The organism is Nitratidesulfovibrio sp. D1, assembly GCF_051133415.1.
In the GTDB taxonomy this organism is placed as follows: Bacteria; Desulfobacterota; Desulfovibrionia; order Desulfovibrionales; family Desulfovibrionaceae; genus Cupidesulfovibrio.
This window is the reverse complement of the sequence record NZ_JBPGNZ010000003.1, coordinates 385078-411456: the sequence shown is the minus strand read 5'-3', so window position 1 is coordinate 411456 and position 26379 is coordinate 385078. Positions and strand designations below refer to the sequence as shown.

20 protein-coding genes and 1 pseudogene are annotated in these 26379 nt (G+C 66.0%); 7 read left to right on the top strand and 14 right to left on the bottom strand.

The window, feature by feature from the left end; translation table 11 throughout:
• Positions 1-26: 26 nt before the first annotated feature.
• A complete protein-coding gene (locus ACR4XJ_RS07410) occupies positions 27-755 on the bottom strand; it encodes a metallophosphoesterase family protein (RefSeq protein WP_434754620.1) in 729 nt (242 codons plus the stop codon).
• A 177-nt stretch (positions 756-932) separates the two neighbouring features.
• Here ACR4XJ_RS07410 and ACR4XJ_RS07405 point away from each other — a divergent pair, with 177 nt between their 5' ends.
• Genes ACR4XJ_RS07405 through ACR4XJ_RS07390 form a run of 4 tightly spaced genes read left to right on the top strand, consistent with a single transcriptional unit; the run spans position 933 to position 8057 of the window.
• Positions 933-2675 (top strand): type I restriction-modification system subunit M, encoded by a 1743-nt coding sequence (locus ACR4XJ_RS07405; RefSeq protein WP_434754619.1) that lies wholly within the window; start codon positions 933-935, stop codon positions 2673-2675.
• Positions 2672-4033, top strand: a complete 1362-nt coding sequence (locus ACR4XJ_RS07400) for a restriction endonuclease subunit S (RefSeq protein WP_434754618.1) — start codon at positions 2672-2674, stop codon at positions 4031-4033. The genes ACR4XJ_RS07405 and ACR4XJ_RS07400 overlap by 4 nt, the downstream gene beginning before the upstream one ends.
• Positions 4030-4950, top strand: a complete 921-nt coding sequence (locus ACR4XJ_RS07395) for a GIY-YIG nuclease family protein (protein WP_434754617.1) — start codon at positions 4030-4032, stop codon at positions 4948-4950. Before ACR4XJ_RS07400 ends, ACR4XJ_RS07395 begins: the two co-directional genes overlap by 4 nt.
• The gene (locus tag ACR4XJ_RS07390; RefSeq protein ID WP_434754616.1) at positions 4947-8057 is read left to right on the top strand and encodes a type I restriction endonuclease subunit R; all 3111 of its coding nucleotides are present in this window, start codon (positions 4947-4949) and stop codon (positions 8055-8057) included. Before ACR4XJ_RS07395 ends, ACR4XJ_RS07390 begins: the two co-directional genes overlap by 4 nt.
• A gap of 99 nt (positions 8058-8156) precedes the next feature.
• Here ACR4XJ_RS07390 and icd read toward each other — a convergent pair whose 3' ends face one another.
• Positions 8157-9305, bottom strand: coding sequence for an NADP-dependent isocitrate dehydrogenase (icd, locus tag ACR4XJ_RS07385; protein WP_434754615.1), 1149 nt, complete (start codon positions 9303-9305; stop codon positions 8157-8159).
• Between the two features lie 429 nt (positions 9306-9734).
• Here icd and ACR4XJ_RS07380 point away from each other — a divergent pair, with 429 nt between their 5' ends.
• Positions 9735-10436, top strand: coding sequence for a hypothetical protein (locus ACR4XJ_RS07380; protein ID WP_434754614.1), 702 nt, complete (start codon positions 9735-9737; stop codon positions 10434-10436).
• A gap of 129 nt (positions 10437-10565) precedes the next feature.
• Here the strand turns inward: ACR4XJ_RS07380 and trpA are convergent, their stop codons facing one another.
• From trpA to ACR4XJ_RS07320, 12 genes and pseudogenes are all read right to left on the bottom strand, one after another.
• Positions 10566-11360: a tryptophan synthase subunit alpha gene (gene trpA, locus ACR4XJ_RS07375; RefSeq protein WP_434754763.1), complete on the bottom strand. Its 795-nt coding sequence runs from the start codon at positions 11358-11360 to the stop codon at positions 10566-10568.
• Between the two features lie 29 nt (positions 11361-11389).
• On the bottom strand, positions 11390-12574 hold the full coding sequence (gene trpB / locus ACR4XJ_RS07370; RefSeq protein WP_434754613.1) for a tryptophan synthase subunit beta: 1185 nt from the start codon (positions 12572-12574) through the stop codon (positions 11390-11392).
• A 39-nt stretch (positions 12575-12613) separates the two neighbouring features.
• Positions 12614-13273, bottom strand: a complete 660-nt coding sequence (locus ACR4XJ_RS07365) for a phosphoribosylanthranilate isomerase (protein ID WP_434754612.1) — start codon at positions 13271-13273, stop codon at positions 12614-12616.
• Between the two features lie 158 nt (positions 13274-13431).
• A pseudogene (locus tag ACR4XJ_RS07360) lies at positions 13432-14226 on the bottom strand (indole-3-glycerol-phosphate synthase); the annotation flags it as partial.
• On the bottom strand, positions 14219-15235 hold the full coding sequence (trpD, locus tag ACR4XJ_RS07355) for an anthranilate phosphoribosyltransferase (RefSeq protein WP_434754611.1): 1017 nt from the start codon (positions 15233-15235) through the stop codon (positions 14219-14221). The gene trpD and the pseudogene ACR4XJ_RS07360, both read right to left, overlap by 8 nt.
• Before the next feature lie 269 nt (positions 15236-15504).
• On the bottom strand, positions 15505-16083 hold the full coding sequence (locus ACR4XJ_RS07350; protein WP_434754610.1) for an anthranilate synthase component II: 579 nt from the start codon (positions 16081-16083) through the stop codon (positions 15505-15507).
• Positions 16064-17647 (bottom strand): anthranilate synthase component I family protein, encoded by a 1584-nt coding sequence (locus tag ACR4XJ_RS07345; protein ID WP_434754609.1) that lies wholly within the window; start codon positions 17645-17647, stop codon positions 16064-16066. Before ACR4XJ_RS07345 ends, ACR4XJ_RS07350 begins: the two co-directional genes overlap by 20 nt.
• Positions 17648-17766: 119 nt before the next feature.
• Entirely contained in the window at positions 17767-18558 is a 792-nt protein-coding gene (locus ACR4XJ_RS07340; RefSeq protein WP_434754608.1) for a prephenate dehydrogenase/arogenate dehydrogenase family protein, read from the bottom strand.
• Complete coding sequence (locus ACR4XJ_RS07335) at positions 18555-19907, bottom strand: 3-phosphoshikimate 1-carboxyvinyltransferase (protein WP_434754607.1); 1353 nt, start codon at positions 19905-19907, stop codon at positions 18555-18557. Before ACR4XJ_RS07335 ends, ACR4XJ_RS07340 begins: the two co-directional genes overlap by 4 nt.
• Before the next feature lie 291 nt (positions 19908-20198).
• A complete protein-coding gene (gene pheA / locus ACR4XJ_RS07330; protein ID WP_434754606.1) occupies positions 20199-21362 on the bottom strand; it encodes a prephenate dehydratase in 1164 nt (387 codons plus the stop codon).
• Positions 21363-21396: 34 nt separating this feature from the next.
• Complete coding sequence (locus tag ACR4XJ_RS07325) at positions 21397-22368, bottom strand: 3-dehydroquinate synthase II family protein (protein ID WP_434754605.1); 972 nt, start codon at positions 22366-22368, stop codon at positions 21397-21399.
• Between the two features lie 288 nt (positions 22369-22656).
• Positions 22657-23454 carry a 2-amino-3,7-dideoxy-D-threo-hept-6-ulosonate synthase gene (locus tag ACR4XJ_RS07320; RefSeq protein ID WP_434754604.1) on the bottom strand — a complete coding sequence of 266 codons (798 nt, stop codon included), beginning with the start codon at positions 23452-23454 and terminating at the stop codon, positions 22657-22659.
• 779 nt (positions 23455-24233) lie between these two features.
• Here ACR4XJ_RS07320 and ACR4XJ_RS07315 point away from each other — a divergent pair.
• Entirely contained in the window at positions 24234-24845 is a 612-nt protein-coding gene (locus ACR4XJ_RS07315; RefSeq protein WP_434754603.1) for a hypothetical protein, read from the top strand.
• A 140-nt stretch (positions 24846-24985) separates the two neighbouring features.
• On the top strand, positions 24986-26284 hold the full coding sequence (locus ACR4XJ_RS07310) for an EAL domain-containing protein (protein ID WP_434754602.1): 1299 nt from the start codon (positions 24986-24988) through the stop codon (positions 26282-26284).
• Positions 26285-26379 lie beyond the last annotated feature (95 nt).

The window sequence follows — 26379 nt, the reverse complement described above, 5'->3', positions numbered from 1 at the left end:
TTGTGCAGCATGGCGTCGGGCAGTCCCTACAGCAGACGGAGGACGTAGCGCTCATTCACCCCCGCCTCGCGGAAGCGCCGGGCGGCGTCCTGCACGTCGTAGGGCACGAAGCGCACCGTCAGGCGGCGCGGGCCGGGCTCCCACAACAGGTACTTGGCACGGTTGTCGCCGTCGCGCGGCTGGCCCACGCTGCCCGCGTTGATCAGGTAGCGCCCCCCGGCGGGCAGCACTCGCACGCCCTCCGCCAGCGGTTCGCGGGCCACCACGCCGTCCGGGTCGCGCCGGACCAGCTCAAGGTCGTGGGTGTGCCCCACGAAACAGATGGGCTCCGGGAACAGGTCGAACACCGACCCCAGCCGCTTGCCGTGAAATTCGTACAGGTAGGTGAACGGCGAATCGGGCGGCATGCCGTGCACGAAGCGGCAGCCTTCGCGCACCAGCACGCGGGGCATGGCGCGGGCCAGTTCCACTTCCTCATCGTCCAGCCAGTCCATGGTCATGCGCGCGGCCTCGCGCGACTGGCTGTTGAACTCGCGCAGCCAGCGGGCGTCGGCCACGGCCATCTCGTGGTTGCCCGCCACCGAGAGGATGTGACGGCTGGCCACAAGGCGCAACACCGGGCCGGGGTCCGGCCCGTAGCCCACGTTGTCGCCCAGGGACACGGCGCAGGTGGCCCCCTGCGCGTCCATGTCGGCCAGCACCGCCTTGAACGCGCCGAGGTTGCCGTGGATGTCGGAAATGACCGCCAGCTTCATGGCTATGGGGATAGCAGGCGCGGGGATGGATGGGAAGGGCGGCCTCCGCACCGCCAGCCGCGCCTTGATTCACGATATCCTTGCCTGTACTGTTTCGCGCAACACTGCCAACGCACGGGGCGCTCTGGCGCACCCGCTTCATACCGACATCTCACGCTCGACCGGGATTACACGCTCATGAATCAGCAAGCCCTTTCCGCGTTCATCTGGTCCGTCGCCGACCTTCTGCGCGGCGACTACAAGCAGTCCGAATATGGCCGGGTCATCCTGCCCTTTACCGTGCTGCGCCGTCTGGACTGCGTGCTGGCTCCCACCAAGGCCAACGTGCTGAAAGAACTGGCGGACAAGCAACGGCTAGGCATCACGCCGGACCCGTTCCTGCTGCGCGCCGCAGGGCAGAGCTTTTTCAACGCCTCGCCGCTGGACCTCAAAAAACTGATGGGGGATCAGGACCACATCCGCGAAAACCTGTTCAGCTACATCAGCGCCTTCTCGCCCGAGGTACGCGACATCTTCGAACGGTTCGAGTTTCACGCCCAGGTGGAGCGTCTGCACAAGGCCAACCTGCTCTATCAGGTCACGGAACGGTTCACCCAGATTGATCTGCACCCCAACGAGGTCAGCAACGCCCAGATGGGGCTGGTGTTCGAGGAACTAATCAGAAAATTTGCCGAACTTTCCAACGAAACCGCCGGGGAACACTTCACCCCGCGCGAGGTCATCCGGCTGATGGTCCACCTGATCTTCATCGAGGATGACGACATGCTTTCCAAACCCGGCGTGGTGCGCACCATCTACGACCCCACGGCGGGCACCGGGGGCATGCTCTCCATCGCGGGCGAATATCTGGACGAACACAACCCCAAGGCGCGCCTGACCATGTACGGACAGGAACTGAACCCGGAGTCCTACGCCATTTGCAAGGCAGACATGCTGATCAAGGGGCAGGACGTCGGCAACATCGTGTTCGGCAACACCCTGTCCGACGACGGGCATGGGGGACAACACTTCGACTACATGCTCTCGAACCCGCCCTTTGGCGTGGAGTGGAAGAAGGTAGAAAAGGAGGTGCGCAAAGAGCACGAGCAGCAAGGCTACAACGGGCGCTTCGGCCCCGGCCTGCCGCGCATTTCCGATGGCTCCATGCTGTTCCTGCTGCACCTTGTCAGCAAGATGCGTCCGGTAGCCGAAGGCGGCAGCCGCTTCGGCATCGTACTGAACGGGTCGCCACTGTTCACCGGCGGCGCGGGCAGCGGAGAAAGCGAGATACGCCGCTACGTGCTGGAAAACGACCTGCTGGAAGCCATCGTCGGGCTGCCCACGGAGATGTTCTACAACACCGGCATCAGCACCTATGTGTGGATCGTAACCAACCGTAAGCCCGCCCACCGCAAAGGCAAGGTGCAACTTATCGACGCTTCCGCCATGTGTCAGAAAATGCGCAAAAGCCTTGGCTCCAAACGCAAGGAACTATCGGACGAGCATATCGGCGAAATCGTCCGCCTGTTCGGGCAGTTTGTGGAGGCGGAGCAGGACGGAAAGCCCATAAGCCGTATCTTCAACAATAACGACTTCGGGTACCGCACCATTACCGTGGAACGTCCGGAAAGGGACGAGGCAGGCAACATCGTGCTGGGGCAACGCGGCAAGGCCAAGGGCAAACCCGTGCCGGACAGCAAGCTGCGCGACACGGAAAACGTGCCCCTGCACGAAGACGTGGAAACCTACTTCAAGCGCGAAGTGCTGCCCCACGTGCCCGATGCCTGGATAGACCACGACAAGACCAAGGTGGGGTACGAAATACCCTTCAACCGACATTTCTACGTGTTCACCCCGCCCCGCCCGCTAGCGGAGATCGACGCCGACCTGAAGCGGACCACCGACCGCATCAAGACCATGATCGAGGGGCTGATGGCATGAGCTTTCCAGCGTATCCCGAATACAAGGACAGTGGTGTGGAGTGGCTGGGTGATATTCCGGGCCATTGGTCACACAATCAAATCAAGAGGGAGTGTTATCTCAAGGGGCGCGTTGGATGGAAGGGTTTAAACTCCGATGAATATCAAGATAGTGGCCACGCCTATCTTGTCACAGGTACAGATTTTTCTTCCAAATTTATTAATTGGGATTCTTGCTATTGGGTTGACCAATCAAGATTTGAAGACGATCCATTCATACAGTTAACGGATGGAGATCTTTTAATCACTAAAGATGGAACGATAGGCAAGCTTGCTATCGTTACTGGACTTAATGCACCAGCATGTCTGAATAGTGGCATTTTTTTATTACGACCTCTACGGAAAATATACCTCACAGAGTACATGTATTGGATATTATCCTCCAAGGCTTTTAGTTTCTTTTGTGCTTTGTCTAGCCTCGGATCAACAATTCAACATCTTTATCAAAATACCTTTGAGCAGTTTATTTTTCCAATCCCTCCCCTCTCAGAGCAATCCGTCATCGTTGCGTTCCTCGACCATGAAACCGCTAAGATCGATGCCCTGATTTCCGAACAGGAAACGCTGATCGCGTTGCTCAAGGAAAAATGTCAGGCGGTTATTTCGCATGTTGTCACCAAGGGACTTGACCCCAACGTGCCTATGAAAGACAGCGGTGTGGAGTGGTTAGGAGAGGTACCGGAACATTGGCGAGTATGTCGCCTACGGTGGGCAGCTCAATCCATAAAAGCAGGGCCCTTTGGTTCGGCAATTACCAAGGATATGTACACTGAAACTGGATTTCGTGTATATGGACAAGAACAGGTAATTGCAGATGATTTCACTGTTGGAAACTATTATATAGATATCGATAAGCACACAACACTCGCAGAATATATAATATTTCCCAGAGATATACTCATAAGTTGCGTTGGGACGTTCGGGAAAATAAGCATTTTCCCTGACGATGCAGAAGCTGGCATTATAAACCCACGCCTCATAAACATTCGATTCGACTATGCAATTATTCCAGAATACATTAAATACACCCTAACGAGTCGCGCTGTATCTACTCAAATTTCCATGATGAGTAGAGGTGGAACAATGGGAGTCATCAATGTTGGAATATTGAAGAATATAATAATCCCTATCCCTCCCGTAGAAGAACAGCGCGCTATCCTTAACAGCCTATCTATTCATCATAAAAAAATAGCATCGCTTGTTAACGAAGCGGAATATGCAATTCGCCTTCTTAAAGAACGACGTTCCGCCCTCATCTCCGCAGCCGTCACAGGCAAGATAGACGTACGGGGTTACGCACCCCAACCGGAGGTCGCATGACTATTGGTTCCGTCGGGCGCTCGCTCGAACTGTTCTTCATCGATGGCAAGCCGGAAGGCATGCAGACCGCAGAGGTGTTCAACTGGACCGGGCATGTGCTGCTGTTTCCCCGCACGCGCATCAAGGCGGCGCTGGAACGCAAGGAGGCGCGCTACACCGGGGTGTACCTGCTGCTGGGCGAAGTGGATGGCGCGCCAAGGGCCTATATCGGCGAGGGCGAGGACATTGCCGATCGCATCCGCAGTCACGACCAGAAGAGAGACTGGTGGACGCAGGCGGTGCTGGTCACCACCGGGGCCAACACGCTGAACAAGGCGCACGTGAAGTACCTGGAATCACGCCTTGTGGAGATTGCCCGCAGCGTGAAACGGTGGGCACTGGAGAACGGCAACACCCCGCCGCGCCCCGGCCTTTCCGAGGCGGCGCAGGCCAACATGGAATCGTTCCTTTCCTACCTGCTGATGACCCTGCCCGCTCTGCGCATCGACATTTTTCAGGAATTCGCCAAGCCCGCCGGTGCGCAGGCGGCTACGCCCGGCGACGACAATGAAACTTCGTCTGTATTTAACCTGATCCTGAAAAAAGAGAACCTGCACGCGAAAGCCCAACTGGTGGGAGCTGACTTCATCGTACTGGAAGGTTCAACAGCCCGGCGACGCTGGGTCGGCAAGGGTACCGAGGAAACCGGCTATGCCCGTCTGCACGGCCAGTTACTGGATACGGGAGTGCTCGTGGAACAGGGGGAACGGTGCGTCTTCGCCAAAAGTTACGCCTTTCGCAGTCCCAGTGCGGCAGCAGCGGTTGTGGTGGGCCGGAACAGCAACGGCACTACCAGTTGGAAGCTCGAATCCACTGGCGAAACCTACAAGGCATGGGAAGCGCGCCAGCTTGCCCTTGAGCCAGCGGAGCTAGCATGAGCCACCACAAGGAAATCGAGTTCGAAAACGACATCTGCAATCACCTGGCCGCGCACGGCTGGCTGTATGCGGCGGACGACGCCATGCGATACGACCGCGGCCGCGCGCTGTTTCCGGAAGATGTCGTGGCGTGGACGCAACAGACCCAGCCCAACGCATGGGACGCGCTGGTCAAAAGCCACGGCCCGGCGGCTCGGGACGTGCTGCTCGATCGCATCCGCAAGCAACTCGATGACCGGGGCACGCTGGACGTGATCCGCCACGGGGTGGAACTGTTGGGCCTGCGCCAGCCGCTGGCCTTCGCCCAGTTCCGGCCCGCGCTGGCCATGAACGACGAGCTTCAAGTGCGATACGCGGCCAACTGTCTGCGAGTGGTGCGGCAGGTGCGCTACTCCACCCGGAACGAAAACAGCCTCGATCTCGTACTGTTCCTGAACGGGTTGCCGGTGGCCACGGTGGAACTGAAGACCGACTTCACCCAGTCGGTAGGCGACGCCGTGGACCAGTACCGCTTCGAGCGCCAGCCGCGCCCCAAGGGCCAGGGCACGGCGGAACCGCTGCTGGACTTCCCACGCGGGGCGCTGGTGCATTTCGCCGTCAGCAATTCGCTCGTCCGCATGACCACCCGACTGGACGGTCCGGATACGCGTTTCCTGCCCTTCGACAGGGGCAACGCCGGGGCGGCGGGCAATGCGCCCAATCCGACGGGGCACGCCACCGCCTACCTGTGGGAAGAGGTATGGGAGCGCGAAAGCTGGCTGGAGATCATCGGGCGGTACATCATGGTCCTGCGCGGGCCGAAGAAGCAGATAGAGAAGGTTATCTTTCCCCGCTATCACCAACTTGACGCCACGCGCAGACTGGTCCGCACGGTGCAGGAAGAAGGGCCAGGGCAAAAGTACCTCATCCAGCACTCGGCGGGGTCCGGCAAAACCAATTCCATCGCTTGGACAGCCCATTTTCTGGCCGACCTGCATGACGCGAACCAGCGCAAGATGTTTGATTCCGTGCTCGTGATCAGCGATCGCACGGTACTGGACGCCCAATTGCAGGAAGCCATCTTCGCCTTCGAGCGGACCACGGGAGTTGTGGCCACCATCACCAGCGACAACGGCAGCAAGAGCGGCACCCTTGCCACAGCACTTTCCGGAGGCAAGAAGATCGTGGTCTGCACCATCCAGACTTTCCCGTTTGCCCTGAAGACGGTGCAGGAACTGGCCGCCACGCAGGGCAAGACCTTTGCCGTCATCGCGGACGAAGCGCACAGTTCGCAGACCGGGGAGGCCGCCTCCAAACTGAAGCAGGTGCTTTCCGCCGAAGAAATCAGGGAACTGGAAGATGGCGGCGAAGTAAGCAACGAAGACATCCTTGCCGCCCAAATGGCCGCGCGGGCCAACGCGAAGGGCATCACCTACGTGGCGTTTACCGCCACGCCAAAGGCCAAGACGATGGAGTTGTTCGGCAGGCGTCCCGATCCTTCGCGGGCAGCAGGCCCGGACAACCTGCCCGCCCCCTTCCACGTGTACAGCATGCGGCAGGCCATCGAGGAGCAATTCATTTTAGATGTCCTGCGCAACTACACGCCATACAAGCTGGCGTTCCGGCTGGCCAGCAACGGCAAGGAATGGGACGAAAAAGAGGTGGAGCGCAGCGAGGCCATGAAAGGCATCATGCGTTGGGTACGCCTGCACCCCTACAACATCAGCCAGAAGGTGAAGCTTGTCGTCGAGCACTTTCGCGCGAACGTGGCGCCGCTACTGAACGGACAGGGCAAGGCCATGGTGGTCACCGGCAGCAGGCAGGAAGTGGTGCGCTGGCAACTTGCCATCACCAAATACATTCGCGAGCAGGGCTACAAGATCGGCACGCTGGTGGCATTTTCCGGAGAGGTACGCGACGACGACTTGGGGCCGGAAGGTTTCACTGAGCACAGCAAGGTGCTGAACCCAAGCCTGAGCGGGCGGGATATCCGCGAGGCGTTCGGCACGGATGCCTATCAGATTTTGCTGGTTGCCAACAAATTCCAGACCGGGTTCGACCAGCCGTTGCTGTGTGGCATGTACGTGGACAAGAAACTGGCCGGTATTCAGGCCGTTCAGACCCTATCGCGCCTCAATCGTGCGCACCCGGGCAAAGACACCACGTATGTGCTCGACTTCGCCAACGAGCCCGCCGAAGTGCTGCAAGCCTTCAAGGTCTACTACGAGACGGCCGAGCTTGAAGACGTGACCGACCCAAATCTGGTGTACGACATGCGGGCCACCTTGGACGGCACGGGCTACTACGACGGCAACGAGGTGGACCGAGTGGTCAGCGCCGAGTTGGACCCGCACGGCACCCAGCGCGAGCTTGCGGCGGCCATAGCCCCGGTGGCCGACCGACTGCTGAAACGGTACAAGGAATTGCAGCGCGCCATCAAGACCGCGCAAGAAGCACACGACGCCCCGGCGGAAAAAAACGCCCGCGACGAAAAAAACGCCCTCGAACTGTTCAAGCGCAACCTGAGAACCTACCTGCGGGTGTATTCCTTTCTTTCGCAGATATTCGACTACGGCAACACGGACATCGAAAAACGCGCCATTTTCTTTCGCCGGTTGTTGCCCTTGCTGGAATTCGGGCGTGAACGGGACGAGGTAGACCTTTCCGGCGTGAAGCTGACCCACCATACGCTACGCAACAAGGGCACACGCAACCTGCCACTGGACCATGGCCAAGGCGACAAACTGCGGCCCATGGGCGAACTTGGCACGGGCGAAGTGCGCGACAAGCGGAAGGCTCGGCTGGCCGAAGTCATCGCCAAGGTGAATGCCCTGTTCGAGGGCGACCTGACGCCCGATGACATGCTGATCTACGTGAACAACGTCATCAAGGGCAAACTGCTGGAATCCGCCGTCCTTGCCGAGCAGGCAGCCAGCAATACCAAACAGCAGTTCGCCAGTTCACCGGACCTGTCGCGCGAGTTGCTCAATGCCATCATGGACGCGCTGTCCGCCCACACTACCATGAGCAAACAGGCCCTGGAATCCGAACAGATCCGGCAGGGACTACTGGAAATTCTATTGGATCATGCCGGCCTGTACGAAGAGTTGCGCACCAAGGCGACATGACGCCGCACCGGTCAACGGGTATGCAAAAACGCCCCCGGAAGCAGGCGGCTCCCGGGGGCGTCGTCAATTCGCCAACTATCTACCCAGCTTTCCCAATCCCTACAGCGCCTTGGCAACCATCTCCCCAAAGGCCACGGTGCCCACGGTGGTGGCCCCGGCCATCTGCGAGGCCAGGTCCACGGTGACGGTGCGCTTGCCGATGGTGGTGTTGATGGCGTTGTAGATGCGGGTGGCCGCATCGTTCCAGCCCATGTGTTCCAGCATCAGCGCGCCGCACAGGATGAGGCTGCCGGGGTTGGCCTTGTCCTGCCCGGCGATGGTGGGCGCGGTGCCGTGGGTGGCCTCGAAGAAGGCCAGCGAGTCGGACATGTTCACGCCCGGCGCAAGGCCAAGGCCGCCCACCTGTGCGGCCAGCGCGTCGGACAGGTAGTCGCCGTTCAGGTTGGGGGTGGCGATGACGCTGTACTGGTCGGGACGGATCAGCACTTCCTGGAACATGGCGTCGGCGATGCGGTCCTTGACCACCACCCTGCCCGCCGCGCCCCCGGCGTCGGCCTCCAGCACCGAGACGTCGGCGAACTCGTCGCGCACCACCTCGTAGCCCCATTCGCGGAAGCCGCCTTCCGTGAACTTCATGATGTTGCCCTTGTGCACCAGCGTGAGGCTGGAGCGCTTCTGGGCCACGGCGAAGTCCATGGCGCGGCGCACCAGCCGCTTGGAGCCGCGCGCTGTCATGGGCTTGATGCCCACGGCGCTTTCCGGGTCCACGTTGGCGCCCATTTCGTTGCGCAGAAAGTCGATGAGCCGCCTGGCCTCGGGCGTGCCCGCCTTGTATTCGATGCCCGCGTACACGTCCTCGGTGTTTTCGCGGAACACCACCATGTCCACCAGGTCCGGCCGCTTCACGGGCGACATGATGCCCTCGAAGTAGCGGATGGGCCGGATGCAGGCGTACAGGTCCAGCGTCTGGCGCAGGGTGACGTTGAGGCTGCGGAAGCCCTTGCCCACCGGGGTGCCCAGCGGCCCCTTGATGGCCAGTTCCGCGCCGCGCAGGGCCTGCATGGTGGCCTCGGGCAGGTATTCGCCGGTGGCGGCGTAGGCCTTTTCACCGGCCAGCAGTTCCTTCCATTCGATGGAGCGCGCGTCGCCGTAGGTTTTCGCCACCGCCGCATCGATGACGGGACGGGCGGCCTTCCACACGTCGGGGCCGATGCCGTCGCCTTCAATCCAGTAGACCGTCTTCCGCATGGAGGCGCTCCTTTGCGCAGGCCCCGCCGGGGCAGGGCCGTACTGTCGTGCTGATATCGTGCTGCCGCAAAGCGGCCGGACGGCGCGCCGTCCGGCCTTGTATCACGTGCTTCCGGTGGGATCCGGGTACCCTTGGGGGTCAGTTCCGGTAGCCGGTTTGGCGGATTTTGTCAAAACGGCCGAAAGAAGGCGCGGACACTCTGCCCCCTGCCGCATGACCCTTCCCTCATGCCCGACCTTCCCTCTCTCGCCTTCTCCCTTTCTGCCCTTTCGGCCCTTGCCGCCCCTTTTCGTGGATGCGCACCCCGCCTCCCGCGGTCCGCACCCCGCCTCTCGCGGTCCGGCGCTCCAGATGTCCGTTCCTTCCGATTTTTGTCGCCACCGCAGCGGTTTTACGGTACGTCTCTACGTAACCAGCAAGGTGAGGACATGAGCATAAAGAGCATTGTTAAAAACAGCAGATTGTTACGAATCGCCAGCCCAAGGCGATGGAAATATTTTTTCCCCGGCCTGTTCGGAATACATACGGGAGATATTCCCTCCGAATTTATCGCGCAAGGGTTGTTCATACCGCATGCATGCAACATAACCATCAGTCCTGAAAGCATGGGATGCGATTGCCGTATTGCCCAGAACACGACGATAGGCGCATCCTTCACGCAACTTGCGTACAATGAAACGACACTGGGCAACCGGCCTCGCCTCGGGCATCTTGTCGCCCTGATGCCCGGTTCCGTCGTATCAGGCAGGATACGGATAGGACATTGCGTCATTTGCGCGGCGAACTCCGTCATAACCAGGGATGTGCCTTCATTCTCCATTGCATATGGAGTGAACGAAATACGCCCGGTAGAAAAACGGCATATTTCAGCGTTCAGCCATATGCTCTACCAGTGCGCATCAAATCTGAAGACCGGCGGCAAGTATGTTCTGGATGGAAAATCATACACGGACGGCCCCTACCTGGCCTTACGGGAAAAGGCGCTTGCAAGCATAGACAACCCGGACGCCGTACGTGCCATTCTCGAAGAAGACATACCGCACACCGACTACGCCAGGGCATTGCTGACCATTGGCGGCGACGGCGCGTACTCCACGGCTCCCGACCGTGACCGACCGGCTGCGCTGTGACGTCCACAGGCATGCGGCGGCAGCGCCGGGCCTCGGGAAAGAGACCCTTCCTGCGCTGCCGCCGCCTTCCGTACCGTTCACACCGCGCATCCGGGGGCTGTTTCCAGCCCGGCCTTGCGAATCCTTTTCCTATTCCCGCTTCCACGCGGCCAGGAACGATTCCGCGCTGTTGCCCGCGTCGATGTGGCGCAGCAGGGCGGACCCGAACACCACGGCGTCGGGCCGGTCGGGAAAGCCTTCCAGTTGCTTCGGCTCCCTGATGCCGAAGCCCAGGGCCAGCGGCAGGCGGAACGCCCTGCGGGCGCGGGCCAGGGTCTGCGGCACCTCCGGGGGCAGCCCTTCGCGCACGCCGGTGATGCCCAGCACCGACACCACGTACACGTAGCCGGACGCCACGGCGGCGTATTCGGCCATGCGCTCTTCCGTGGTGTTGGGGCCGACAAGGGCGATGAGGTCGATGCCCCGCGCGGCCAGCAGCGCGCGCATCTCGGCGTCTTCCTCCAGCGGCAGGTCGGGCACGATGAAGCCCGCAACCCCCGCCGCCGCCGCGTCCGCCGCCAGGTTTTCCAGCCCGTATTGCAGGAACGGGTTGTAGTAGCCCATCAGCACCAGTTCGGCGTCGTAGCGGCCCGCGCGGGCCTTCAGGCCGTCCAGTATCCAGCGCAGGGTCACGCCGTTCTCCAGCGCCCGCAGCGAGGCCGCCTCCACCACCGGGCCGTCGGCCACCGGGTCGGAGAAGGGCACCCCGATCTCGATGATGTCCGCGCCCCCCCCGTCCGCGCCGTCAAGGCCGTCCATTTCCTCCCAGAAGCGGTCCAGGGTGGGGAACCCGGCCGTCAGAAAGGGCACCAGCGCGGGCCGCCCCGCCGCGTTGGCTGCGGCCACGCGGGCTTCCAGCCGCGACACCGGGGCCTCGGGCAGCATGTCGTTCATGTCGGTATGAATGGCCGCGCTCATGCCAGCTCTCCTTCGCGGAACAGCACTTCCCGCACGATTTCCATGTCCTTGTCGCCCCGGCCGGACAGGTTGACCACCACGTGACCCCCGGCGGGCAGCTTGTCCCGGTTGTTCAGCACCCACGCCAGCGCGTGTGACGATTCCAGCGCGGGAATGATGCCCTCGCGCCGGGTCAGGGCCTGGAAGGCGTCCAGCGCCTGGCTGTCGGTAGCCATGCCGTACTGCACGCGGCCCACGGCCCCGAGGTGGGCGTGCTCCGGCCCCACGCCGGGGTAGTCCAGCCCGGCGGACACCGAGTGCGACGGCTCGATCTGGCCGTCCGCGTCCTGCAACAGCATGGTCTTCTGGCCGTGCAGCACGCCGGGACGGCCCAGGTTGATGGGCGCTGAGTTGTAACAGCCCGGCTCGCCGGTGCCTGCCGCCTCCACGCCCACCATGCGCACCGGGGCGTCATCCACGAACGGGTGGAACATACCGATGGCGTTGGAGCCGCCGCCCACGCAGGCCACCACCATGTCGGGCAGTCGGCCCGTGCGTTCCAGCATCTGGGCGCGGGTTTCCCGCCCGATGACGGATTGCAGGTCGCGCACCAGCGTGGGGAAGGGATGCGGCCCGGCGGCCGTGCCGAAGCAATAGTGGGTGGTGCCCTGTTCCGCGATCCAGTAGCGCAGGGCCTCGTTGATGGCGTCCTTCAGGGTCTTGGTGCCGCTCTGCACGGGCACCACCTTCGCGCCCAGCAGCTTCATGCGCATGACGTTGGGGGCCTGGCGCACCACGTCCGTCGCGCCCATGTAGATCACGCATTCCATGCCCAGCCGGGCGGCGGCCGCCGCCGTGGCCACGCCGTGCTGGCCCGCGCCCGTTTCCGCCACCAGCGCGGTCTTGCCCATGTATTTCGCCAGCAGCGCCTGGCCCAGGGTGTTGTTGACCTTGTGCGCGCCGGTGTGCAGCAGGTCTTCGCGCTTCAGCCACAGGTGCACGCCCAGTTCCGCCGACAGCGTGGGGCAGGCCGTAAGCGGGGTCTCGCGCCCCGCGAAGTTGCGCAGCAGGTCGTCCAGTTCCGCCCGGAACCGCTCCGAGGGCAGGATGTCGCGCATGGCGTCTTCCAGTTCCCGCAGCGGCGGCATGAGCAGTTCGGGCACGAACTGCCCGCCGAACTCGCCGAAGTAGCCTTTTTTCATGATGGTATCCTTTGGCGCCGGAGCGCCAGTTGGTATCGGCTATGCCGTGCGCAGCGCCGCAAGGGCGGCGGCCACGCGGATTGCATCCTTCCGGCCGGGGGCGCTTTCCACCCCGGAATTGAGATCGACGCCGACCAGTGACCCGCCGCCGCATGCGGCTACGGCCCCGGCAAGGTTGTCCGGAGCCAGCCCGCCAGCCAGCAGCCACGGCGCGCCGGGGTCCAGACCGCGCAGCGCGGCCCAGTCCATGGTCACGCCGCGGCCGCCGCCGCTGGTTCCCGCGTCCAGCAGGAAGCAGCGCACGTGCGGGGCAAGCCCGGCCAGTTCAGCCTCCAGCGCGGCGCGGTCAACGTACCGTTGCGGCCATGCCGCGCGGATGACCCGTTCCGGTCCCACCCGGTCGCAGAAGACGGCGTCCTGCCCGCCATGCAACTGGGCGAAGTCCAGCCGGGCCGCGTCCATGACGGCCAGCACTTCGTCGGCGGACTGCCGCACGAACACCCCCACCCGCGCCATGCCGTGGCTGTGCAGCCCGGCGGCCACGGCGGGCGTCACCGCGCGTGGGCTGGCCGGATGGAAGATGAACCCGCACAGGTCCACCCCGGCGGCGGCGCAGGCGTCCGCATCCCGCTGCCGGGTCAGGCCGCAGACCTTGACCAGCAGGCGGGGGGGGCTGTCGAATAGGGCGGATGGTTTCATCGGGCACCTTCGTTTTCGCCGCAATCCGGCACGGCAGGATTTTCGTTCTCCGGCAAGGAAGGCGAGCCCGACGCGCAGGGAGCGTACTCTGACCGTACATGACCGGAACAGGCGGCGCAGCCTGACGACGCCGGGGGACGAAAGGACGGAGTGCCCTCGCGTCCCAGCAGGCGCAGCAATGAACCCTTCAGATCGCCCCCGTCCATGAGGGCGGTGCCCACCAATGCCGCGTCATACCCGGCATGGGCGGCCTCCGCCAGATGGCGGCGCTCGGCAATGCCGCTGGCCGCTATCCACACCTCGCCGGGGGCGCGCAGCGGGCCAAGGCGCAGGCAGGCGGTGCGGTCCACGGCCAGGGTTTCCAGGTCGCGGTTGTTCACCTGAATGATCCGCGCGCCCGATTCACGCGCCAGGGCCAGGTCCGCCTCGTCGAAGATCTCCACCACGGCGTGCATGCCGTGCGCCTCGGCCTGCTCGCGCAGGTCGCGCAGGGTGCGCGCATCCGGCGTCAGCCGCACGATGAGCAGCAGCGCCGCCGCCGGGGTGGCCGCCGTGGCCGCCACCTGCAACGGGTCCATGATGAAGTCCTTGCGCAGCAGGGGCACTTCCGGGTTCACCCCGGCCATGCGGCCGAGGTAGGCCAGGTCGCCGCCGAAGTAGGTCTCCTCGGTCAGCACCGAGATGGCCGTGGCCCCGGCGGTCATGTAGGCCGTGGCCGCGTCCTCGGGCGATACGCCCGTCTCGATGACCCCGCGCGAAGGCGAGGCGCGCTTGTACTCCGCGATGACCGCCACTGGCGCATCCGGGCACCCGGAGCGGTCTTGCAGCGCCCGCAGGAAGTCGGGGCGCGGCACTGCGCCTGCTGGCAGGGGCGCGGGCAGCTCGCCGGCGGTTGCCAGTTGGCGCAGCCGGTCCAGTTCGGGCTGCTTGGCGATGCGGAACCGGTCAAGCATGCAGCACCTTCCCCCCGGCTCCTGCGGCCAGGGCCAGCCGTGCGGCGGTCATGGCGTCGGCAAGGGGCATGTCCGGCTCCAGCAGGTGCAGGGCCATGCCCACGTTGAGCACCAGCATGTCGCGCATGGGGGCGGGGCCACCGCCGGACAGCAGGTCGCGCAGCACGCGCACGGCGGTGTCGCGGTCGGGCACGGCCAGTTCTTCGGGGGTGCACGGCGCGATGCCGTAGTCCGCCGGGTCCACGCTGAGTTCCGTCAGCGTGCCGCGCCCTTCGCCGTCGCCGGAGAGCAGCAGCACGCGGGCCGGACCCAGCGGGGTCAACTCGTCGTAGCCGCCCGCGCCGTGCACCACCGCCGCCCGGCGCACACCGGTCAGCAGCAGGGTCCGGGCCATCAGGGGCAGCAGTTCCGCGCGGGCCACGCCCAGCAGCATGTGGCTGGGACGGGCCGGGTTGAGCAGCGGCCCCAGCAGGTTGAACAGGGTGCGCACGCCCAGTTCGCGCCGGATGGGCATGACGTTGCGGAACGCCGGGTGAAAGCGCGGCGCGAACAGGAAGGCGAAGTTGTGCCGCGCCACCAGCGCGCGCACGTCCTCCGGGTCCAGTTCCAGCGGCAGGCCAAGGCCCTCCACCGCGTCCGCCGCCCCGCACGAGGACGACACCGCGCGGTTGCCGTGCTTGACCACCCGGTGGCCCATGCCCGCCAGGGTCAGCGCCGTGGCCGTGGAGCAGTTGAACGACGAGCGGCCGTCGCCGCCGGTGCCCACGATGTCGATGGTGGGGCCGTCGATGCCGGTCACCCGCACGGCGCGGGCCAGCGCGGCGCGCACCGCCTCGGTAAGTTCCTGCGGGGTCTCGCCCTTCATGCGCAGGCCCATCAGGAACGAACCCGCCTGCGCGCTGGTCATCTCGCCGTCCATCAGGCGCGAGAACCCGGCCTCGGCCAGTTCCGGGGCAAGGTCCACGCCTGTGGCCAACGTTTCCAGTATGGTGGATGTCGCGGTCTGCATTGCTGTCTCCTTATCTGGGAGCCACCGGGGGAAGGGACCCTTTGCGCCTTGCGGTCCTCATCCGTAAGACTCGCGCTGCGCGCTCGCCTAACGGCTGAGGCAAAGGGTCCCCTTCCCCCGGGCCCCCATCCCCCCAAACTTTTCAATGGGGGACTGGTTGCCCGTTGCGGTTGTCACCGGGACCGGGGCACACGAAGTGCGAACCGGTCCCGCACAAGGGGTCAAGGGGGCCACCGCCCCCTTGCGGGGTGCGGGGCGGAGCCCCGCTCCTACTTCCCCGCCACCTGTTGCGGAAAGTTGGCGAGCAGGCGCACGCCGTCGGGGGTGAGCACGGATTCGGGATGGAACTGCACGCCCACCCACGGCCGGTCGGTGTAGCGCAGGGCCATGACCTCGCCTTTGGGCGCGCGGGCGGTGACGGCCAGCAGTTCGGGCCGTTCCTCGGCGTGCACGACGAGCGAGTGGTAGCGGCCCACCTGCATGGGGCTGGGCATCTCGTGGAACAGCCCGACGCCGTCGTGGGCGATGTCCGAGGTCTTGCCGTGCATGATGCGCGGCCCCACATCCACGGTGGCCCCGGCGAACAGCCCCAGCACCTGATGGCCCAGGCACACGCCCAGCACGGGCGCCGCGTGCGGCAGCCGGGCCAGGAAGTCGAGGCAGAACCCCGCGTTGCGCGGGTGGCTGGGGCCGGGAGAGATGCACACCATCTCCAGCGCCGGGTCTTCGGCCATGGCGGGCAGGGCGGGGTCGTCGTTGCGCACCACCACCGGGTTCAGCCCAAGGCCATAGAACGCCTGCACCAGATTGAAGGTGAACGAGTCGTAGTTATCGATTAACAGGAACATATTCCCCTCCGGTGACGGCGGCGCGGATGACGGCGGCCTTGTTGTTGCACTCCTTCCACTCCATCTCGGGCACGGAATCGAACACGATGCCCGCCCCGGCCTGCCAGTGCACCTGGCCGTCGCGCACCCACAGGGAGCGGATGGTGATGCCGGTGTCCAGGTTCACGGAACCCCGGTCCAGGCCCAGCCAGCCGATGGCCCCGGCGTAGGGGCCGCGCGCCAGCCCTTCGGCCTCGGAGATGATCTCCATGGCCCGCACCTTGGGCGCGCCGCTGACGGTGCCCGCCGGGAAGGTGGCGGCCAGCACGTCCAGCGCGTCGCGGCCCGGCTCGATGCGCGCGGTGACGCGCGAGGTCAGGTGCATGACGTGCGAGAACTTTTCCACGTCCATGAACCGCTCCACCTGCACGGTGCCCGGCGCGGCGATGCGGCCAAGGTCGTTGCGGCCAAGGTCCACCAGCATGACGTGCTCGGCGCGCTCCTTGGGGTCTTCCAGCAGTTCCCGCGCAAGGGCGGCGTCGTGGGCGTCGTCCGCGCCGCGCGGGCGGGTGCCCGCGATGGGGCTGACCTGCAACGTGTCGGCCCGGCAGCGCACCATGACTTCCGGCGAAGACCCCAGCAGCGAGACGCCGGGCAGGCGCATGAAGAACATGTACGGCGAGGGGTTGATGCGGCGCAGGCGGCGGTACAGGGTGAACGGGTCGCCGCTGAACGAGGCCTGGAACCGGGTGGACAGCACCACCTGGATGGCCTCGCCCTGGCGGATCATCTCCTTCACGCGGGCCACGGCGCGGGTGTACACGGCCTCTTCCGGCACGTTGACCACGGGGCCCACTTCCGGCGGCTCGGGGGCGCGGTCCACCTGGCTGCGGTCCACGCGCGCGCCGGGCAGGTCGGTGAGCGAAAGCTGGCACAGCCGGTTGTACAGGTGGTCGAACAGCACCACGGTGCCGGGCAGGGCCAGGCAGGCTTCGGCCGACGAGGGCGGCAGCACCTTGGCCAGCTTGGGCTCGAACAGCCCGGCCACGCCGTAGCCGAAGTAGCCGTACAGGGCGCGGGTGATGGGGGGCTGGTCGGCGAAGGCGCCGTCCGGCTCGATGCGCAGGGCCGCCATCACCGCGCGGGCGCCCTCGATGAAGCCCATGCCGTCGAATTTGCGCAGCGGGGCAAGGCGCGGGTCGCGCACGGCCACTTCCAGTTTGCCGTCGCGGCAGCCGAGCCGCAGCAGGAAGTTGAAGGCGATGACGCTGAACCGACCCCAGCGGCCGTCCACTTCGGCGCTTTCCAGCAGGATGCCCTGCCCGGACCCCACCATGCCCAGGAACAGGCTGATGGGGGTATCCACGTCGGCCTCCAGCCAGCGGCCGGTCTGGCGCAGCACGATCTCGCCGTCTGCGGGCAGCGGGGGGATGTCGTCCCCGGAACCAGCGGGGGCACAGCCGTTGCCGCCGGTGCCGCCGGTGCCGTCGTCGCCATTGACGGGGGCTTGCGCGGCTTGGGGTATCTGGGGGGCCTTCGCCGTTGCGGGGGCTTCCGCCTGTGCGGGCATTTCGGGCATTTCCATCCGGGTTCTCCTTCAAGTTCGGCGTGCCGTGAGTGGTGCTTCGAAAACAAAAAGCCGCGCTCCCGGGGAGGGAGCGCGGCCTACGATTGCCTTGTCCGTATTACTCTACACCTGTGCAGCTATGACGGACGCACTCCTCCCCTTTCGGTGTGCGAACGCCACCACCACTGGGCGCGGTCGACCAGCACGTCCACATCGCCGGCGGCGGCGAAGTTGAGGAACGACAGGTAGTTGCGGACAGCGGTCTGGCTGTGGGGATTGGCTTCGAACATGCCTTCGAAAAGGGATGCGTCCTCGGTGAGCATCTTGCGCGCCGCGTCGAGGCGGCGGCGGAACGAGGGGGTGATGAAGGGGGTCAGTTCGTCGCGGTGGGCCAGCGTGGCGAGATAGGCCACGCTGGTGATGAAGTTCAGGCCCTGGATGCAGGCGGCGGCCTCGTCATGCTCGTCCGCCGTGGTGCGGAAGGGCACGCAGCCCATGTCGCGGAACACGCGCTCCATGAGCGCCACGTCCGCCTCGTGCGCCCCATCGCCGGGGGTCACGGCCACGCGCAGGTTTTCCGCAGGATCACCAGCGGGCGGCACCGGACCGAACAAGGGGTGGGTGCCCACAACGGGGCCCGCGTAATGGCGCTCCATGACCTGCATGGGGCGCACCTTGACGGAGGTGATGTCCGCCAGCACCTGCATGCCGTCCAGCAACGGGGCCAGTTGCCGCAACACCTCGTCCATGGCTTCCACGGGCACGCACAGCAGCACGGCGGCGGCCCCGTCCACGGCGCGACGCAAGGCATCCTGCGTCAGCGGACGGTCCACGCCCCCCACCGCGTATCCCGCGGCGGAAAGCCTGTCGGCGAACAGGCGGCCCATGCGGCCCCCCGCGCCGACCAGCGCGATTTTCACTGCGTTCATGCGCGCACCTTTTCCCACTCGTTCCAGAAATGCGGGAACGACTTGGCCACGCAGGCCGGGTCGTCCAAGGCCACCTGTACCCCGGCGAACCCCAGAAGCGCAAGACTCATGGCCATGCGATGGTCGCCGTATGCCAAAAATGGCATCGCTTTTTCGTCAATCAAGGGCGCAGGCCCCCCGCTGCGCAGCGAACCGTACACCACGAGGCCGTCATCCAGTTCTTCCACCCGCACCCCGGCCTTGCGCAGTTCCGCCGCCGGGGCGGACAGCCGGTCGCATTCCTTGATGCGCAGGTGCGCCACGTTGCGGATGGTGGTCACGCCCTGGGCGAAGGCCGCCGTGGCCGCCACCGTGGGCACCAGGTCCGGGCAGTGGCCCATGTCCACTTCCACGCCGGTCAGGCTGGACGGGGCCACCAGCACGCCGTTGTCCGCCCGCTCGAAGCGCGCGCCCATGCGGCCCAGGATGTCCAGCATGGCCCGGTCGCCCTGCAACGAATCCACCCGCAAGCCCGCCACCCGCACCGGGCGCGGCCCCACGGCCCCCGCCGCCAGGAAGTACGAGGCGTTGGACCAGTCGCCCTCCACCCGGTAGCTGCCTGCGCGGTACACGCCCGGCGACACCACGAAGCGCACCAGCCCCGGCCGGACCTCCCGCAGGGTGCGCCAGTCGTCGGCCTGCCAGTTGCCGCGCGGGGTCTCGCGCGTCTCCACGCGAAAGCCGATGCCGAAGTCCTCCAGCGCTTGCAGGGTCAGGGCCACGTACGGCCACGACACCACCTTGTCGCCGGAAACCTCGATGGTCAGCCCGCTGGTGAGCGGCGCGGCCAGCAGCAGGCCCGACAGGTACTGGCTGGATTCGCCAAGGCCGATGGCCGTGGCCCCGCCGGACATGCCGTCGGAGTCGATGAGCAGGGGCGGGCAGCCCTCGCGGCCTTCATAGGTCACGCGCACCCCGCGAGCCCGCAGCACGTCCACCAGTTCGCCGATGGGCCGTTCGTGCATGCGCGGCGCGCCGTGGATGCGGAACATCCCCTTGCCCGCCGCCAGCACCGCCGTCAGCAGGCGGCACGTGGTGCCCGATTCGTGCACGTCGCACGAGACCGGCGCGTCGAACCCGCCCGCAGGGGTGCCCGCCACGCCCGACACCGCAAACCTGCCGTCGCCCAGCCGTTCGATGCGCGCGCCCGCCGCCCGCAAAATGTCCGCCGTGCGCTCGATGTCGCGGCTTTCCAGCACGTGCTCCACCACCGAATCGCCCGCCGCCAGCGCCGCGCCGATCAGCATGCGGTGCGACACCGACTTGGACGGCGGCGCCGCCACGGTCACGGTTTCACGTTTGCTTTCCATCATGAATCCTTTTGGCAATCCGTCTGGAGGGAAGAGCCACCGGGGGAAGGGACCCTTTGGGAAAGGGTCTCCTTCCCCCGGACCCCCAGCGTTGCTGTCGCCATCCGTAAGGTTCGCGCGTTGCGCTCACCTAACGGCTGCCGCTCCCCCCAAACTTTTTATTTGGGGTCAGGTCTGCCTGTTTCCCTATACCCCGGCGGGACGCGCGCAGCGCGGCTCGACGGCAAAAGGGGTCAAGGGGACGCGGTCCCCTTGCGGGGCGCGGGGCGGAGCCCCGCTTTCCGAAAGGAATCAACCTCCATTCATGTCCAGTTGCGGCCCCGCAGGGTAACTGCCCAGAATGCGCAACGTATGGCACAGCCTGCGCAGTTCGTGCACCACCCGGCCGTAGTCCTCGTTGCCGAGGTCGCATTCCACGTCCACGAAGAACACGTATTTCCACTTTTCGCCGCGCAGGGGCCGCGACTCCAGCTTCTTCATATTGATGCCCTCGCGGGCCAGCAGGTTCAGCACTTCCGCCAGCGCGCCGGGCCTGTCCGGCACCGAGAACAGCATGGAGGTCTTGTCCGTGCCGGGCTGCCCCGCCGGGGCGGGGCCGATGACCACGAAGCGCGTCCAGTTGTCCGGCTGGTCCTCTATGCCGCGCGCCAGGATGTTCAGCCCCAGCAGCGAGGCCAGGCTGCGGTGCCCGATGGCCGCCGCGCCCTTCTCGCCCACCACCCGGCGCGCCGCCGAGGCGGTGGAATCCGCCGGAATGATCCGCGCCCCCGGCAGGGCCTGGCGCAGCCAGCCGCCGCACTGGGCCAGCGGCTGCGGGTGCGAGTACACCGTGGTCACGTCGGCCAGGCTGGTCTCCGTGGTCAGCAGGCAGTGGCTGATGCGGCAGAACAGCTCGGACTGGATGAATACCTCGTGCGTCAGGAACAGGTCCAGACTTTGTCCCACGGTGCCGTGCAGCGAATTTTCCAGCGGCACCACGCCAAGCTCGCACTGCCGGTCGTGCACGGTGCGGAACACCCCGTCCAGATCCTTCTGCGGCATGTATTCCACGGACTTGCCCAGAAATTCCACGCCCGCGAAGTACGAAAAGGTGCCCTCCGGCCCAAGGTAGGCCACCTTCTGCGGCCGTTGCAGGCTGCGCGAGGACGAAAGGATCTCGCGCCAGATGGAGCGCAGGTGCTCGTTGGGCAGCGGCCCGCCGTTGGCGGCCATGAGATTTTCCAACACCTCGCGCTCGCGGAAGGGCTTGAACACGATGCCCGCGTCGTCCGCCTTGATGCGCCCCACCTCCAGACTCAGCGAGGCGCGGCGGTTCAACAGGTGCAGCAGGTCGGAATCCAGCCCGTCGATCTCGTGGCGGATCTGGCCCAGCCGCCCGGCCAGCGCCGCTTCCGGGTCGGTTCCGGAACCGTCGTCCCCGCGCCAGTGGGGGTCCTTGTCGTCGGCAAGGCTCATGGGCGCGTCCTCCCAAGGTGCATGGCGGTGCGCATCAGCATTCCTTGATGTCCTCCTTGATGCGCATGCCGAAGTGGCGGCCCGCGCAATCGGTGCGGCACAGGATCTGGTCGCCTTCCTTCAGGGTCACCACGCTCACCGGGGTGCCGTCCGGCCGGGTCAGGCGGATGGTTTCCGCGTTCTGCAGGAACACCGCGCCCTCCACGTCGCCCACTTTCGCCCGCACCAGCAGCATGGGCCGCGCCTCCACCTTCAGCCTGCCCACGGTGGCCACGGTGGTGGAACCGTCGGCGCCGACGATGAGCACCTCGTCGCCCGCGCGCAGTTCTTCGAGATAGGTGGTGCGGTCGCCGGGCATCTGGGCGTAGGCGTGCACGGCCCCGGCATTGACCCGGAACGGCCGCGCGGCCACGTACTCGTTGTGCTCGGTCTCGGCGTGAACCAGGAAGGTGAACGCGCTGGAATTGCCCACCAGCATGCCCTGCCCCCGGCGCAACATGGACATGGTGTCCACGCACACCCGGTGGCCAAGGCCCACGTTCTCCACCGCCGTGACCACGCCGGGCAGAAGGTCGATGCAGCCCTGCGACAGCTTGAGATCGGCCACGATGGACTTCAGCTCGCCTGCGCCCTCGGGCAGCACCACCACGGTGGCCACGCCCCGCTCCAGAATGCCCGCCGCAAGGCGCGCCTCGGCAAGGTCCGCCACTTCCACGGCCACGTCGTCCGACTGCGCCAGAAGATTCTCCACCGGAATGATCTCCCACCCGCGCGCCAACACCACGGTTTCGCCCCGCGCCAGACGCGCGGCGGCGTCCTCTTCGTCGGCCTTGGCCGACAGCGCGATGGTCGCCACATCCTCGTCGGCCAGCACCCGGCACCGGGCCAGCGCCGCCACCGACTCCACCTGCGCGCGCGGCACGATGACGCCGTCCACGCCAGATTCCAGCGCCAGGGTCACCAGCACCTTGTCGAAAGGCACGCTCTTGAAAAGAATGGTCCGCATCGGCCCCTCACATTTTTGTCATGGCGGCGAACCGCTCTTTGGCTTCGACCAAGGCGACAAGGTATGCAGCCTTTCGCCGGATACGTCATGCGTCCCAGGCGTTCCGGATTCGGCGCAGTTCCGTTCTCTGGCAAGGATACAGAACCGCCCGGACCCGACCACTTCCCGCGCGCGTATCGGTGCGCCGGCTAGGAGGACAAGGATTCCGGGAGGGAGCGTACTCTTTGGTACGTGACCGACCGGAAGCCGCGGTCCGACACCGCCCGCGCGCCGATACGCCGCGGGAAGCTATTCGCCGACAAGGGAAATCGCCTGCTCCACATCCCAATCCTCGTGCACCAGGCCGCGCAGGGCCTTGACGAGGGCGGGGGTGCGCTCGTGCTGAAAGATGTTGCGGCCCACGGAAAGACCGGCCGCGCCCGCGCGCACGGCGTCGTGCACCATTTGCAGGAAGGACCGGGTGGAATCCAGCTTGGGGCCGCCCGCGATGACCACGGGCACGCAACAGGAGGCCACCACGTGGGCGAAGCTGTCCATGTCGCCGGTGTAGGCCACCTTGACCACGTCGGCACCCAGTTCCACGCCCACGCGGGCGGCGTGGGCCACCACTTCGGGGTCGTACTCGTTCTTGATGCGGGGGCCGCGGGCGTACATCATGGCCAGCAGGGGCATGCCCCAGTCGTTGGCCACGGTGGCCACGCGGCCGAGGTCGGCCAGCATGTCGCGTTCGGTCTCGTCGCCCAGGTTCACGTGCACGGACACGCCGTCGGCGCCGTGCTTCAGGGCGTCTTCCACGGTGGCGACCAGGGTCTTGGCGTTGGGGCGAGGGGAAAGCGAGGTGGAGGCGGAAAGATGCACGATGAGGCCCACGTCGCGGCCGCCCTCGCGGTGGCCGCAGCGCACCAGGCCCTTGTGCATGAGCACCGCGTCCGCGCCGCCTTCGGCCACCTGATTCACGGTCTCGCGCATGTCCACGAGGCCGTAGATGGGACCCACGCTGACGCCGTGGTCCAGCGGCACGATGACGGCGCGCCCGGTTTTTCGATTGAAGATGCGCTCCATCCTGATTCTTTTGCCGATGTGCATCGTATCTTCCCCTGTTCTTTCGGAAAGGTTGCGGCGCAGCTGGCCGTGGTCGTGTGTCCTTACCTTGCGGCCCGGGCGGGTTGCCACGGGCTTCGGGGGCTTGCCCCCGCGTACCGGGTACTGCTGATGCGGCAGCGCCGGGCTTCGGGTCTCGGGCGGCTGTGGGCGCGCCCGGCCTTCGGAACACACGCTCCGGGGTGCGCCGCGCGTAACGCACCGCCGGAAAAACTGAAAGGGGCCGCCGGCTATTCGCCCGCGGCCCCTTGAGTCTTCGTGTGTTTACACCTTCGTCAGATGCTTACGCACGCTCCATGCGGCCACGGGCTTCTCCATAGCTAAAAAAGTACCAAAAGTAATAGTTGGTACGGAAAGCGGTGGTGAAGGTGGCGGAGGTGGAAAGCATGTGACGTTGTGTCCCTGCGTTATCCGTTTTCAGGTGTTTCGGGATACCTACGCCCGCCCCGCGAAGCCTGTCAAGCGGAATATTCAGAAAAGCCCGGCTTTTTCGACACCCTCGCCCTATGTTTGATTTACGTTTTTGTTTCTTTGATCACTCATGATATACTCAAATTTGTAATTATGATGCCTGCTGCTCGGATTCCCGTTCCTGCCGCGCCACGGCCACGCCTTGAAATCCGCCGGGTTGCCGCCATTGGCCCCTGTTTTGCTATCGTCCCGGCGTGGACGGCACGGCGCCGCCCGCACCGCCCCACCCCCGCTGCTCCTGACAACAGCAACAGATCATGCGGGCCAACGCCGCCCGGACACGGAACGACATCATGCACGCCACAGGACGCCATACCCCAGCCAGCCACGCACCCCGCCGCCACGGCGCGGGCCGCGCCACGGCCATGGCTGCCGGCGCCCACGCCGGCGTGCCGTCCTTCGCGTGTCCCGGACCGGCCGACGGCTCCGCCATGCCAGCGCCGCCCGCGGGCGCCGGACGTGCCTGCGACACGCCCGGCCACACCTCGCGCGGCCTTGCGCCGGGGCTCTCGTGCCTTCTGGCGGCCGGGCTGGGCGTGATTGCCGCCGCCCTGCCCGGCGACCCGGCCCGCATCGCCTGCGCGGCCCTGGTCTGCGCATGGCTGATGTTCACCATGCACGTGGCCGCCGCCTCGCTGCGCAGCCTGCTGCGCCTGCCCACGGACGGCGACGACGCCCTTTTCGACGACCATGCTTCATTGTTTGCCCGTGCGCACGAGGTCTCTCGCGGGGGAGGCAACACCGGCGCCACGGGTGACGGCTTTCCGCCGGAGGCCCATGGCGCAGACCCTGCGCCCGGCTTCTCGGTTCCTTCCGTGCACCGGTCCGCCGGGGGGAGCACCCTGCCGCTCCACCTGCAACCCGGCAAGACCGCGCACGGTTCCTCGCCTCGGCGAAGGAACTGACAACGGCGTGAACGGGCGGCGACACCCCAGCAACCCCCGCCGCCCGCACCCTCCGCCGGACCGGGGCACCCTTCCCCCGCCCGCCGCCCCGGTCCGGCCCTTTTTCTGCCCGCGCGCCGCCGCGCCGACGAGACGACCACATGATCGCCACGACCACGGCGCGCGCAGGTTCGCCCTCGCCCGCCGAACCGCATAACCACACTCCCTCCGCCCTGCCGTTTCCCGTGCCGGGCGTGGCCATCGCCGACGTGTTCACCCTGTTCCAGCCGCTGGTTTCCGTGCGCCGCCACGCCGTGGTGGGCATGGAAGCCCTGAGCCGGGGCCGGGTGCCCGGCGGCGCGGTGATGCCGCCCGGCATCATGTTCTCCACCGCCGCCGCCAGCGGCAGCGCGCTGGAACTGGACCGCCTGTGCCGCGAACGGGCCTTTGCCGCCTTCGCCCCGCTGGTGCGCCGCAGGCCGGAACTGCTGCTGTTCGTGAACATCGACACCGCCGTGCTGCGGCACGGGGTGGTGGGCTCCGGGCACATCCAGCGGCTCGCCGAGGCCACCGGGGTCAGCCCCAACAACGTGGTGCTGGAGATCGTGGAATCGCAGGTGGACGACACCGGCGCGCTGATGGATTTCGCCGCGCGCCACCGCAGGCTGGGCTTCCTGGTGGCCCTGGACGACGTGGGGGCCGGGCATTCCAACCTGGAACGCATCGCCGCGCTGAAGCCCGACGTGCTCAAACTGGATCGTTCGCTGGTGTCCGGCCTGCCCGATTCGTTCCACCGCCAGGAGGTGGTGCGGGCGCTGGTGGGCCTGGCCCGACGCATCGGGGCCATGACCGTGGCCGAGGGCGTGGAGCACGAAAGCGAGGCCGCGCTGCTCATGGACCTGGGGGCCGACGTGATGCAGGGCTTCCTGTTCGCGCACCCCTCGCCCGAAGGAGCCGTGGCCGCGGGCGGCACGGCCATGCACGACGTGGCCCGCGCCTATGCCGCGCTCACCCTGGCCCAGGTGGAGGAAGAGGAGCGTCGCGTGTCCACCCTGCGCAACGCCGTGCGCCGCCTGCGCGAAGACCTGCACCGCGCCTTTCCCGGCGGCTTCGACAGGATGCTGGCCCGCTACCTGAACGCGGAATCGGCCCTGGAATGCCTGTACGTGCTCGACGCCGCGGGCCGCCAGGTGTCGGACACGGTGTGCAACCCCTACCGGCTTTCGGCCAGCAGGCGGTTCATCTACCAGCCCGCGCGGCGCGGCGCCGACCATTCGCTGAAGGAATATTTCCTGCCCATGCGCAGCGGTATAGAGGAATGCCTGACCGCCCCGTACATCTCGCGGGCCTCCGGCAACCTGTGCGTGACGCTGGCCATGCGCTTCACCGACGCCACGGGCACGCCCCACGTGCTGTGCGCCGACGCGGGCCGCCCGGACCGCAGGCGGCGCGGGGCGTAGCCGCCGCCCCGCGCCTTTCCCGCCACCGCATCGTCCCTTTCCCTTCCCTCCACGCGCAAGGCCGCCCCCCGGTGTTCCGGGAGGCGGCCTTGCCA